Origin of the sequence: Tardiphaga robiniae (assembly GCF_013359755.1) — a bacterium.
Taxonomy (GTDB): domain Bacteria; phylum Pseudomonadota; class Alphaproteobacteria; order Rhizobiales; family Xanthobacteraceae; genus Tardiphaga; species Tardiphaga robiniae.
Map to the genome: position 1 here is coordinate 94,864 of NZ_JABMCJ010000076.1, position 12,401 is coordinate 107,264.

14 protein-coding genes are annotated in these 12,401 nt (G+C 63.0%); 4 read left to right on the forward strand and 10 right to left on the reverse strand.

What is annotated here, in order from left to right:
- Nucleotides 1-71: 71 nt before the first annotated feature.
- Both HP556_RS07925 and HP556_RS07930 read left to right on the forward strand, forming a co-directional pair.
- A complete protein-coding gene (locus HP556_RS07925) occupies nucleotides 72-242 on the forward strand; it encodes a hypothetical protein (RefSeq protein ID WP_170849544.1) in 171 nt (56 codons plus the stop codon).
- Between the two features lie 103 nt (nucleotides 243-345).
- Nucleotides 346-1,020, forward strand: a complete 675-nt coding sequence (locus tag HP556_RS07930) for a methyltransferase family protein (protein ID WP_175366549.1) — start codon at nucleotides 346-348, stop codon at nucleotides 1,018-1,020.
- A gap of 24 nt (nucleotides 1,021-1,044) precedes the next feature.
- Here HP556_RS07930 and HP556_RS07935 read toward each other — a convergent pair whose 3' ends face one another.
- From HP556_RS07935 to flgB, 10 genes are all read right to left on the reverse strand, one after another.
- Nucleotides 1,045-1,752, reverse strand: a complete 708-nt coding sequence (locus HP556_RS07935; protein WP_175366550.1) for a glutathione S-transferase — start codon at nucleotides 1,750-1,752, stop codon at nucleotides 1,045-1,047.
- A gap of 182 nt (nucleotides 1,753-1,934) precedes the next feature.
- Nucleotides 1,935-2,624, reverse strand: a complete 690-nt coding sequence (locus HP556_RS07940; RefSeq protein WP_175366551.1) for a lectin — start codon at nucleotides 2,622-2,624, stop codon at nucleotides 1,935-1,937.
- 190 nt (nucleotides 2,625-2,814) lie between these two features.
- The gene (locus tag HP556_RS07945) at nucleotides 2,815-3,852 is read right to left on the reverse strand and encodes a Tim44 domain-containing protein (RefSeq protein ID WP_120291871.1); all 1,038 of its coding nucleotides are present in this window, start codon (nucleotides 3,850-3,852) and stop codon (nucleotides 2,815-2,817) included.
- Between the two features lie 215 nt (nucleotides 3,853-4,067).
- Nucleotides 4,068-6,641, reverse strand: a complete 2,574-nt coding sequence (gene cckA / locus HP556_RS07950) for a cell cycle histidine kinase CckA (RefSeq protein WP_175366552.1) — start codon at nucleotides 6,639-6,641, stop codon at nucleotides 4,068-4,070.
- 172 nt (nucleotides 6,642-6,813) lie between these two features.
- A complete protein-coding gene (gene flhB / locus HP556_RS07955) occupies nucleotides 6,814-7,887 on the reverse strand; it encodes a flagellar biosynthesis protein FlhB (protein WP_089265170.1) in 1,074 nt (357 codons plus the stop codon).
- Between the two features lie 10 nt (nucleotides 7,888-7,897).
- The gene (gene fliR, locus HP556_RS07960; protein WP_175366553.1) at nucleotides 7,898-8,668 is read right to left on the reverse strand and encodes a flagellar biosynthetic protein FliR; all 771 of its coding nucleotides are present in this window, start codon (nucleotides 8,666-8,668) and stop codon (nucleotides 7,898-7,900) included.
- A 13-nt stretch (nucleotides 8,669-8,681) separates the two neighbouring features.
- Nucleotides 8,682-8,945: a flagellar biosynthesis protein FliQ gene (fliQ, locus tag HP556_RS07965; protein WP_068735669.1), complete on the reverse strand. Its 264-nt coding sequence runs from the start codon at nucleotides 8,943-8,945 to the stop codon at nucleotides 8,682-8,684.
- A 42-nt stretch (nucleotides 8,946-8,987) separates the two neighbouring features.
- On the reverse strand, nucleotides 8,988-9,314 hold the full coding sequence (gene fliE, locus HP556_RS07970; RefSeq protein ID WP_068735666.1) for a flagellar hook-basal body complex protein FliE: 327 nt from the start codon (nucleotides 9,312-9,314) through the stop codon (nucleotides 8,988-8,990).
- A gap of 16 nt (nucleotides 9,315-9,330) precedes the next feature.
- Nucleotides 9,331-9,756 (reverse strand): flagellar basal body rod protein FlgC, encoded by a 426-nt coding sequence (gene flgC / locus HP556_RS07975; protein ID WP_089265171.1) that lies wholly within the window; start codon nucleotides 9,754-9,756, stop codon nucleotides 9,331-9,333.
- A gap of 29 nt (nucleotides 9,757-9,785) precedes the next feature.
- Nucleotides 9,786-10,199 carry a flagellar basal body rod protein FlgB gene (gene flgB / locus HP556_RS07980; protein WP_093756616.1) on the reverse strand — a complete coding sequence of 138 codons (414 nt, stop codon included), beginning with the start codon at nucleotides 10,197-10,199 and terminating at the stop codon, nucleotides 9,786-9,788.
- A gap of 375 nt (nucleotides 10,200-10,574) precedes the next feature.
- Here flgB and HP556_RS07985 point away from each other — a divergent pair, with 375 nt between their 5' ends.
- Both HP556_RS07985 and fliP read left to right on the forward strand, forming a co-directional pair.
- Complete coding sequence (locus HP556_RS07985; RefSeq protein ID WP_175366554.1) at nucleotides 10,575-11,651, forward strand: flagellar biosynthetic protein FliO; 1,077 nt, start codon at nucleotides 10,575-10,577, stop codon at nucleotides 11,649-11,651.
- Nucleotides 11,648-12,400, forward strand: a complete 753-nt coding sequence (fliP, locus tag HP556_RS07990) for a flagellar type III secretion system pore protein FliP (protein ID WP_089265173.1) — start codon at nucleotides 11,648-11,650, stop codon at nucleotides 12,398-12,400. The genes HP556_RS07985 and fliP overlap by 4 nt, the downstream gene beginning before the upstream one ends.
- Nucleotide 12,401 lies beyond the last annotated feature (1 nt).

Below are 12,401 nucleotides of genomic sequence, written 5' to 3' on the forward strand. Positions count from 1 at the left end.
CTGATTTACCAACTCCTTGTTGGCGCACACCCCATTGTCCGACTGCAAGAGTTGGAAACAGGGAATTTGTAATGAGCGTTTCAAGCGTCAGCAGCGCACCACCGGTCGCTGAGGTAAAGCCGATCGAGGCAAAGCCGCCGGAGCCGAAGAAGAACGACGACAACGACAGCCGCACCGCACCGCCCCCACCGCGTGCAGCACTGCCGCCCGGCCAGGGCACCCGGATCGATCAGCTCGCTTAACTCGGCACCGTCGGACAGAAACCGGCCGCCGGTCGCGTTGACGCGAGGCCTGCCCCATCACTGCCGCGAATCTGGTATCGGATGCGCAGCTTAGGGGTTCGGCATGATCGTTCGTCTCGTGATACGGACGCTGGTCTGGTTCGGCGTGATCGGCGCTGTTTTATTCACCGCCGCCGGGACCTGGCAATGGCCGGCGGCGTGGTCATTTCTGCTCTTCATGATCCTGCTCGGCCTTGGCGGCGGCCTGTGGCTGATCCAAATCGATCCCGCGCTGTTTGAAGAACGCATGCGCCCCGTCGTACAGCAGGGGCAGCCCACAGCGGACCGCGTCTTCATGGTGGCGTTCTTTACCGTGGCACTGGTCTGGCTGATCGTTGCGGGGCTGGATCAGCGCGTCGGTCTTTCGCAAATGACCGTTGGCGTCCAGGTCGCGGGTACGGCACTCGCAATCACGGGAATGGCAATCTCATTCTGGGTCCTGCGCGAAAACAGTTTCGCCGCACCGGTCATCAAGCTTCAACGCGACCGCGGCCAGCACGTCATCGATACCGGTCCGTATCATCTCGTGCGTCATCCCATGTATAGCGGCGCCATCCTGTTTTTTCTCGGCACATCCCTCTGGCTTGGCTCGTGGTGGAGTACCGCGCTGACGCTGATCATGGCCGTGCTGTTCGCATGGCGCACGACGGCCGAAGAGCGCACCTTGCGGGACGGCCTCCCCGGCTACACCGACTATACGACGCGCGTCCGCTATCGTCTGTGTCCGGGGCTCTGGTAACCCCGCCACGCGAGCTGCGCGGCGCTATTTGTCCAGCGCCTTGTAGTGCCGGAAGATGCCGTCCTTGTTGAAGGCAATGCGGCGGTCGCTGTCGAGATAGGCCTTGATGTTCGGGCGAGCCGCCACGCGGTCATGCAAATCGATCAGGCGTGGGATCTCCCGCTCGAATTTTTTCATGCGTTTCGGAAATGCGTAGCGCAGTCCTTCGACGATCTGGAACAATGACAGATCCACATAGGTCGCCTTGCGGCCAGTGACATAGGCGCCCTCGCCAGCCTTCAATATCCGCTCGAAATAGCCGAGATATTTCGGCACGCGCTCTTTCAGGAATTCAGCGCTGCGCTTTTTGGCCGGGCCTTTCTGATCCTCGTAATAGAGCGACACGCCGATCGGGTGATGGGTGTCGTGCACTTCGGCAATGAAATCGGTGATCGTGAGCTGGAGTTCATGCAGTTGCAGTCGCGCCGCTTCGGACTTCAGCGCCAGACCGTGACGTGGGCCGAGATAGAACAGGATGTTCGCTGTCTGGCCGATCACCATCTTGCCTGCCTTGAGAAATGGCGGGGCGAATGGCGGAATGCCTTTCTTGCTGCCGAGCATCCTCGTCATTGCGACCATTCCGCCCTTGCCGCGCGCCATATCACGGTAGTCCGCGCCGGCGTCTTCGAGCGCCAGGCGCACGAATTCGCCGCGGCCCTGGATCGTCGGCCAATAATACAGCTCATATCGCATGCAGAACCTCGCCAATGTCGCGTCAGGGGGTGCCAGGGTAACTGTTCACCGCGGAATTCGTTCGCCGCGCTGGTCCGGCGAGAACTCCGCACCATCGTCCAGCTACCGCCGCAAAACGCGCCATGGCCGGGACAGGCCCGGCCATGGCGGAGTGTATTGCCGCTCGTCTGCCGCAACAGAACTCAGTTCGACGCGAAGCAGTACAGCAGCCCGTCGCCGCCGGTGCTCTTCAGGTCGTTCTGCGAGCAACCGCCATCGGGGCCGCGCGACGGATGCGAGGTGTTCCATGACTTGGACGGCGGTTCTTCGTTCAGCCCCGTACGATCGATATGACCGACCATGGCGGCCCCCTGGGTACTGCTCGTCCAGTTCTTGCAGGTGCGATCCTCGCCGGCGGCGAAGGCGGTGCCATCGGCTTGTGAGCCGGTCAGCACGTCATGGCGATTCGGCGTATCGCCGCGGCCATTGATGACGTCGCCCTTCTCGCTGAGCGAGGTCTGCTTGGAGAGATTGTTGCTGGCGCCATGCAGATCGGCAACATCCTTGGCAACGACGACGCCCTTGGCATTCTTCCATGGGCCGTTGCCGATGCGATCTTTCGCATTGATCGCGGGCTTGCCGTCGGCGGCCTGCGTCGAGAGATAAGCGCGCCATGTCTTGGCGCCCGCGCCTGCAGCCTGTGCCAGCGTCTGGCAATGATTGTCGGCGCCGGCGAGGCCACCCAGATTGCCGCCATTGCCGATACCATTGCTGGTGACGAAGAAGCTGGTATCCGCGCCCTGCGCGAACGATGGCGACGTTGCTGCGAGCGAGACGGCGACAGCACCGGCGCATAGGCCGAGACGGGTCGTGGTCGAGAGAATAGTGGGCATCGATTCCTCCAATTTGTTTTTGTAGCCACGCAACGCCAGTCGCGATGGGACGCAACTGACCAACACGTCATCCGGCGGATTATTCCCGCTCTCTTATTGAGATCATCGCCTGGTAATGCACACGCATGAGGCCAACAAAAAGCGCCGCGGAATGATCCGCGGCGCTTGTCCGATTTCGATGACGCAAGGCTTACGCCTGCTGGATCGCCGACAGTTCCCAATCGGCGCCGCGCGGGCGCACGAAGGTCCAGATCTCGGTCGCTTCGATCGGCGTTTCGCTGCCAGCCACCAGACGATTGGTGCCACGCTCCAGCGTCTTGTCGACCAGCGAGAAGCGCATTGCGACGCTCGCATAGTCGGTGTCGCCTTCGCGCCAGGCTTCCGCCAGGTCGCCCTGCAGCAGCTTCACATCCGACACCTTGTTGATGTCGTTGCGGGCCTTGTTCTCGGCGAGGTCCTTGGCGAAGTACGACACCATTTCCGGCGTCGACAGCTTGCCGAGCTTCTCCACATCTTCGTTCGACCAGGCGGCCTGCACGTCGCTGAGCAGCTTCTCGAAAGCTTCGTAATCCTGCGGCGCGATCTCGATCGGCTTGTCATTGTTCGAGCCGCCGAAACCGAAGCCACCGAGACCACTGCGCTGGGTCGGCTGTGCGCCATAACCCTGCTGCGCCTGGTTCATGTGTGCCTGGTTCTGGTCGGGACCATTGGCCGGGCCGGTATAGGCCGAGCTGGCCGGACCGGCATAGGCCGACGCCGTCTGGTTGCGACGCTGCCACCAGGACATTGCGAGGCGGACGACGATGATGATCAGGCCGACCTGCAGCAGCAGGCCGATGATCGAGGAGATGCCGCCGAGGCCGCTGAACAAGCCACCGCCGAACAGCATGCCGAGCAGGCCTGCACCGAGGAAGCCGGCAGCGAGGCCGCCGAGCATGCCCATGCCCGGACGGTTGAAGAAACCGCCCTTGCTGGCTGCGCCCGTGGTCGCGCTGTTCATGCCGGGCGACCCCGGCTGTTGCATGGTGCGGTTGAACGGCTGAGCTGCGTTAGGCGCCGTCGACGTGCTCGGCGGGGCCGAGAACGTGCGGTTGCCGCGCGAGCCCGAGCTGCTGCCACCGCCAACGCGGGCGTCGGCAGAGGAGATTGCAATTGTGAGCGGCATCGCCAGCGAAAGGACAACGGCCATCGTCTTGACGACGCCGCGCATGCTGAACGTGAAAGTCATGGTCATTCCCTCAATCCCCGGCAGGGGGAAAACACCCCTAACATGGCTACCCCAGCCTAAAAGGGAAGCACCGTTCGAGGGTAAACGCTGCGGCCCTCGGTCGCGGCTCGTCATTGAACCTTTGGCGCAAGAGTCATCTTGCTTTCAAACACTTATGCTGCATTGCGGGGTGAATGCGCATTAGAAGGCAGGATGGTATTGCCAGCGGCGCTCCGTTAATTCGGCGCCATGGTTTCCTTGACCTTGGCGATCAGCGCGCTCAGGGCGAACGGCTTGGCCAGGAAGGCGAATTGCTGGTTTTCCGGCAGGCTCTTTTCGAAGGCTTCCTCGGCGTAACCTGACACGAAGATGATGCGAATATCCGCATTGCGGGCGCGCATCTCCTTCAGCAGCGTCGGTCCATCCATCTCCGGCATCACCACGTCGGAGACCACGAGATCGATGGCGCCGTTCTGCTCGTCGAACAGCTCCATCGCTTCGACGCCGTTGCCGGCTTCGACCACCGTGTAACCGCGCGAGCGCAGACCGCGGGCGTTCAGCGCGCGCAGGCCCTCTTCGTCCTCGACGAGCAGGATGGTGCCCTGCCCGGTCAGGTCCGCGCGCGGCTTGGCGTCGGCAGCGGCTTCCTTGGCGGCGACGGCGGCCGCGATCGCCGGATCGGGAGCGACTTCCTTTTCCTGGTGATGGCGCGGCAGGAAGATGCGGAACGTGGTGCCTTTACCTGGCTCTGAATCGACATAGACGAAACCGCCGGTCTGCTTGACGATGCCGTACACTGTGGAGAGGCCGAGGCCGGTGCCCTTGCCGACATCCTTGGTGGAGAAGAACGGCTCGAAGATCTTCTCCACGATGTCGGCGGGAATGCCGGTGCCGGTATCGCTGACATCGATACGCACATAGTCCGATGGCGGCATGCCCTTGTAGGACAGCCGCCCGGCTTCCTCGGCCGAGACGTTGACGGTGCGCACAGTCAACGCGCCGCCGTCCGGCATCGCATCGCGCGCATTGACCGCGAGATTCACGATCACCTGCTCGAATTGCGAGATGTCGACCTTCACCGGCCACAGATCGCGGCCGTGCACGACTTCGAGTTTGACCTTCTCGCCGATCAGGCGCTTCAGCAGCAGATCGATATCGGACAGCGCATCGCCAAGATTGAGCACCGTCGGGCGCAGCGTCTGGCGGCGCGAGAATGCGAGCAGCTGGCGCACCAGCGTCGCCGCGCGCGTCGCGTTCTGCTTGATCTGCATGATGTCCTGGAACGACGGATCTGTCGGCTTGTGCGCGTTCAGCAGGAAGTCGTTGGCCATCATAATGGCGGAGAGCACGTTGTTGAAATCGTGCGCGATGCCGCCGGCCAGCTGGCCGATGGTGTCCATCTTCTGCGCCTGGTTGACCTGGTTCTCGAGCGTGCGGCGCTCGGTGGTCTCCAGCATGTAGACGATGGCGGCTTCGGTCTCGCGCTCGTTCTCCTCCACGGCGGTGACAAAGAACTGTCCCCAGCGTTCCTTGGCGCCTTCCAGCAGCGCTTCCACCGGCGGGATATCGCCCTGCCCCTGGGCGGCGTGGCCGATGGCCGCGACGAGCTGGTTGCGGTCGCGGTCGCTGACGGCGGCCAGGATCGATTTGTTGACGGCGCCCGATGTGTTGAGGCTCTGCGCCAGCTTGGCGAAGCGGGCATTGCCGCGCACCACGGTGCCGTCGCGGTCCACCGTCGCGATCGCCATCGGCGTATGGTCGAAGAAGCGCATGAAGCGCACTTCGGCGGCGCGTTGCGGATCCGAGCGCTCGTCGCGCGCGCGGCTGATGACGAGGGTGCGCGACGCACCCGGCACGCCGTCGGCGCCGAAAGCGAGCTTGTGATAGAGACGCACCGGCATGGTCTTGCCGTTGCGCATGCGCAGGTCGATGTCGAAGACTTCGGTTTTGACTTCGCCGGGCATCGGCACAATGGACGTCAGCAACGAGGCGCCGTCACCGGAGACGATGTCGGTCAGCTTCAGACCGCCGGAGCCGATCTCGGCAAGATCGTGATCGAGCCAGTTCGCCAACGTGGCGTTGACGTAAACCAGCTCGCCCTTTGGATTGACTGAGAAGAAGCCGCAAGGCGCGTGATCGAGATATTCGATGGCGTGCTGCAGTTCCTGGAACACGTCTTCCTGGCGCTGGCGATCCCGGGAAATATCGGCCACCGACCACACCGTGGATTTGGCTTCGCGCTTGCCTTCACCCAGTGGACGCACGCGCATCCGCAGCCAGCGGCCATGGCTGCCGTCGGGCGCTGCGACACGGACTTCCTCCTGCTGGCGCTTGCCCTCGCGGGCAGCCTTGAGCAGGCGGAAGACGGCTTCGGAGACGTCGGGATTGCCGATGAAGACGCGCTCGACCGGTCGCGCATCCTGCGCGGAGGCCGCGCCGGTCAAAGCGAGATAGGCAGCATTGGCATAGACCACATGGCCCCGCGCATCGGTGACCGCGATACCGTCAAAGGCATGATCGGCCACGGTGCGCATGATCGGATCGTCGGAGGTGCGATCGGCAAAGCGGACAATACCGGCGGCAAAGGCGAACAACACGAACAGGCCGACCATCGCCAGCAGCGCCAGCAGGCCCAGAATATAGGGCTGCGCCTGGGCGCGGCCGAGAGTCATGAATGCCACGGCGCAGGCGATGATCGCGGCGGCAATCAGCAGCACCAGCACGATGCTGCCGCTGCGCCGGGCCGGCTCGTGCAGAACCGGATTCTGCGCCGTCATCGATTGGCGATCGTGGTCGGTCTCGGCAGTCATCGGACGGTTCGTCGCCTGTTGGCAGTTGCGGCAGCGCGGGTTTGCGCGCCTCCTGAGTGCATCAATCGGCTGGCCTTACGCAAGCGCCGCGTCGGCCTATTCGCTTCCAATCCGCCGATTCGCAACACGTTCCCGGCCCCTTGCCCGGCCCTTTGCCAGGCGCTTTGCCGAATCATGACGGGCGCCCGGACAGGCCACGCTTCAGGCCCATGACGTAGCCAATGACTTCGGCCACCGCATGGTAGTGTTCGCCCGGAATTTCCTCGTCGATCTCGACGGTGGCGTAAAGCGCGCGCGCCAGCGGCACGTTCTCGACGATCGGAATGTCGTGCTTGCCGGCAACTTCCCTGATCTTCAGCGCGATGTTGTCGACGCCCTTGGCGACACAGATCGGCGCGGTCATGCCGCGCTCATAGGACAGCGCCACGGCGTAGTGCGTCGGGTTGGTGATGATCACCGACGCCTTCGGCACCGCTGCCATCATGCGCTTCTTCATGTTCTGCTGACGCAGCTGCTTGATCTTGCCCTTGATGTGGGGGTCGCCCTCGGACTGCTTGTATTCTTCCTTCACTTCCTGCAGCGACATCTTCAGCTTCTCGTACCAGGTGCGGTACTGGAAGAAGAAGTCGGCAATGGCGACGAAGGCAAGCATCGCCACCACCGAACCCATCAGCTGCAGTGTCAGCGATGTGGTGATGCCGAGGATCGCCGACGGATCGATATGGATCAGCGCATCCAGACGAAACCGCTCGGGCCACAGCACCGCGCACATCACGGCGCCGAGCAGGACGAGCTTGAACAGCCCCTTCAGAAAATTGGCCAGCGCCTGCTTGCCGAAGACGCGCTTGGCGCCTTCCATCGGCGACAGCTTGCTGAACTTGGGCACCAGACCTTCGGTGGAGAACACCAGCCGGTGCTGGATCAGATTGCCGGCAAGCGCGGCGATCACGAGAAACAGGATCGGCATGCCCATGGTGGACAAGATGGACATGCAGAGACTCTTGGCCAGCAGTAGTAGTCCAGGCCCGTCGGTCCGTATCATCCAGGAATTTTGCAGAAGATTTTTAAGCGGCGTTTGCAGCCCGCCGCCGACCGAGCCGTTGAAGGTCGACAAGACCAGCGTCGCACCCGCCAGCAGGAACCAGGTATTGACCTCCTGGCTTTTAGCTACGTCGCCGCGTTCGTGGGCATCGTCGAGCTTTTTTTGCGTGGGGTCATGTGTCTTCTCGGAATCGTCGTCGGCCATCCGCGCGCCCCTATATCCGCGGCATCATTTGTTGCATGACGCCGGTGACGTATTCGAGGTAGGTCCCCATCATGGTCGCGAGCACGACGGCGAAGATCAGGAAGCCGATCATGATCGAAAGCGGTACACCGACGAAATAGACCTGCATCTGCGGCATCAGCCGTGCCAGCACGCCAAGCCCCATGTTGAAGACGAGGCCGAACACCAGGAAAGGCGCAGCAAGCTGCGTGCCGATCTTGAACGCCGCCGCGAAGGCATTGGTCGCGAGCTTCGCCACATCGCCAGTCGACATGATCTCGCCGGGCGCGAAAATCTTGTAGCTGTCATTAATGGCGGCGATCACAAGGTGATGCGTATCGGTGGCGAACAGCATCGTGATGCCGAGCATCGTGAGAAAATTGCCGATCAGCACGCCCTGCTGACCCTGCGTCGGATCCACCGAGGTGACGAAGCCGAGACCGAGTTGCTGCGCGATGATTGATCCGGCGACCTGCAGCGCCGACAGCGTGACGCGCGCGGTGGCGCCGAGCACGACGCCGATGATGATCTCATGCACCAGCATCACCAGCATCGGCACGATCGATCCCATATCGACGTTATAAGCGCCGCGATGCGCTGGCAGCATGAGAAGGGTCAGTCCCAATGCGATCGACAGCTTGGCCCGTGCGGGAATGTTGGTTTCGCCAAAGCCCGGCATCAACATCACCATCGTACCGATGCGGGCGAAGGCCAGCATGAAGGCAGCGGCGAGAGCGGGCAGAAGCGAGACATCGATGCGCATACGGGATTGTGCATCACCCCCCGATGATTCGCGACGATATCCGCAACATGTAGCTCGACAATGCGTCCCCCATGAACGGGAGCGTCAGCATCATGGTGGCAAAGACCGCGAGAATCTTCGGCACGAAGACCAGCGACTGTTCCTGGATCTGGGTCAGCGCCTGCACCAGCGACACGACGACGCCGACCAGGAGGCCCACGACCATCAGCGGACCGGACACGATCACAATCGTCCAGATCGCATCGCGGGCAACGTCGAGAGTTTCGGGGCCGGTCATTGCAGTAATCCTTGTGTTACGCGGTGTTCGTGATGAGGAGGATCAGATCGGCATCTTCATGATGTCTTCGTAGGACTGGATGACGCGATCGCGCACCGAGACCAGCGTCGACACGGCGACGTCGGTTTCCGCAACTGCCGTGACCACGTCCATCACATTGGCCTTGCCGTTGGCCATTGCGATGGTCTGAGCATCCGACTTGCGGCCGGAATCGAGCACGCTGCCCAGCGCGTCCTTGAGGACCGCGCCGAACGACTGACCACCACCGGCGTCCGCCGCCTTGTTGAGACCACCACCGACGCCACCACCGGCGTCCATGATGCGCGAGAGAGCCGAGTAAGCATTGGCGGCGACAGAGGGAGTTGCCATGGTTCAGCTGTCCTGTTCAGGCCTTGAGGATGTCGAGCGTACGTTGGATCATCCGGCGCGTGGCGCTGATGATGTTGAGATTGGCTTCGTAGGAGCGCTGCGCTTCCTTCATGTCCGTCATTTCCACCAGCGAATTCACGTTGGGGTATTTGACGTTACCGGCGGCATCCGCCGCGGGATTGCCGGGCTCGTAGCGCGTGGGAAACGCAGACTGGTCGGGCCTGATGCGGCCGAGGCCGACGATGCGGGCATCCAGCGAGCGGTCCAGCTCCGATTTGAAGGTCGGCACCTTGCGGCGATAGGGGTCACCGCCCGAAGTCTGCGCTGTGGACTGCGCATTGGCGATGTTTTCCGAAATCACCCGCATGCGGCCCGCCTGGGCGCGCAGACCGGAGGTCGCGATGCCCATGGACCGCGAGAAGTCGCTAATATCGTCTGCCATGATGAGCTCCCTTTATGCGCGCGGCGGCGTCAGCGCTTGCCGATAGCTGTCTTCAACAGACCGAGGCTGCGGGTGTAGAGCGAGGTCGCGGCGGCATAGTCCATCTGGTTGGCCGAGACCTTGAGCATCTCGTCTTCCAGATTGACGGCATTGCCGGCGGGGCGGGTCTCGTAGCCGACCCGGCTGTTCTGGTTGAAAGAGGCCGAGCCTCCGGTCGGCAGGATGTTGGTGCCGGCGGCGCGCATCATCGGCAGCGAGCCCATACCGCCGGCGGTGACGGACGTGTTCCCGGCCTTGTCGAATTTCGGTTCCACGAGATCGCGGGGGCGGAAGTTCGGAGTGTCCGAATTCGAGATATTTTCGGCCAGCACACGCTGGCGCTCCTGATGCCACTGCATCTTGGTGCGCAGCGCCGACAACATCGGCATGTCGCTGATCGCCATCGGCCTTCTCCGCCCGCCCGGACGGAGTGTCCTGAGCTAGGCAGAATTTGCCGCCTGCATGGTTAATACGAAGTTAATTTCCGGCGGTACTTGTTACCGAACCGTAAATGAATGCTGCAAAATTGACGTTTTTCGCAACTGCCAACGCTTTTTCGCCTGAATTGGCCGATTAACCATCCCCATCGGCCATACGACGGGGCGGCAGAAGTCGTTTTGGCTGCAGCGATTCATAGTTTATTATTAACCAACGGCAGGTTCTGCCGTGGGGCGTTAACAGATGGGGCGTGATTCACGCTGCGTGCGGGGCGTGCGGGGGTATGACACCTCTGACTCTGGACGTGGACGTTGCAGCCACCCTGTCTGGCTGGGGACTTTATGATGCAATCATCGGTGCAATTTATCTTGGCCTTCGTTGTCGTGCTGGCGCTGATCGGGCTTACCGCCTGGCTGGTGCGCCGATTCGCCGGCAATCGGCTGGGCAACAACACCAGCCGCGGGCGCTTGCCGCGGCTCGCGGTGATCGACGCCGCCGCCGTGGACGGCCGCCGCCGCCTGGTGCTGGTCCGCCGCGACAATGTCGAACATTTGCTGATGATCGGTGGCCCGTCGGACATCGTCGTCGAGCCCAATATCGTCCGCGCCATGCCCGGCCGCGAGCAGGCCCCGCAGCGCGGCGGCCTCGCCGCCGATGTGGCAAGCCGTGGCCCATCGCTGCCTGAAGCCCCGAGCTGGGCAGAGAGCAACGACTCCGGCTTCGATTCCGAACCGCATGTGCCGGAGCCGGCGCCCCGCCCCGCGCGCCCCTCCTTTATCGAAGAGCCACGCCGCCCGGCCGCGCCTTTGCCGGAGCGTCGTCCCGATCCGGTGGCCAGCCTCGCGCCAGAGCCTGCGCCGCGCCCCGAACCGGCGCCACGCAATGACCTTTTTCCGCAGCGGCCGATTCCGCGAAGTGAAATGCCACGTGCCGAGATGCCACGTAGCGAGCCGATGATGCCGCGCCCGATGCGTGCCGATCCGCCGATCCGCACCACGCCGCAGCCCCGCACGCCGGACCGTCCCGTCGCAGCAGCACCGACCCCGCCCGCTCCGGTTGTTGCTGCCCCGGCGCCCGCCCCGGTCGTCGCGCCACCCGCACCGGTCCCTGCACCCGCTCCGGCAGCCCCCGTGTCGTCTGCTGATCAGAACCTCGCCGATATGGCGCAGCGCCTCGAAGCAGCCTTGCGCCGTCCTGCCGGCGAAACCCGTCAGGATGCGCCTGAGCCCCGGGTCGGCGCTCCGTCGGTGGCGCCTGAGGCACCATCGATCCGTCCGGCTTCGCGGTCGCCGGAAGTCTCGATCGCCAGCCCTGCCCGTGCGGAGGCGCCGCCGGTCGTCCCGCCGGTCAAATCGGGTTTTGAAAATCTCGAAGACGAGATGGCCTCCCTGCTGGGACGGCCGAAGTCCAGTTCGTGAGTTCGGCGAACCTCCCGCGTAGAGTATTTTTCCTTTCAGTTCTGATCGCCGCCGGGACCCTCACAGGTCCCGCGATGGCGCAGGACATCAGCATCAATCTCGGCGGCGGTGGCGGCGGCGTTACCGAACGTGCCGTGCAGATGATCGCGTTGTTGACGGTGCTGTCGATCGCACCGTCGATCCTGATCATGATGACGTCATTCACACGCATCGTGGTCGTGCTGTCGCTGCTGCGCACCGCATTGGGTACAGCGACGGCTCCGCCGAACTCGGTGATCATCGCGCTGGCGATGTTCCTTACGGCTTTCGTGATGGGACCGGTGCTGCAACGTTCCTATGACGACGGTATCAAGCCGCTGATCTCCAACGACATCACCGTCGAACAAGCTTTGGTGCGTGCATCCATTCCGCTGCGCGGCTTCATGCAGAAGAACGTGCGCGAGAAGGATCTCAAGCTGTTCATGGACTTGTCGGGCGAGCCAGTTCCAGCGACGCCTGACGACCTGTCGCTCCGCATCCTTGTGCCGGCCTTCATGATCTCCGAGCTGAAGCGCGCTTTCGAGATCGGCTTCCTGCTGTTCCTGCCCTTCCTGATCATCGATCTCGTGGTCGCCTCGGTCTTGATGGCGATGGGCATGATGATGCTGCCACCGGCGGTGGTGTCACTGCCGTTCAAGCTGATCTTCTTCGTGCTGGTGGATGGCTGGTCGCTGGTGGCCGGCAGCCTGGTACAGAGTTACGGGCAGTAGC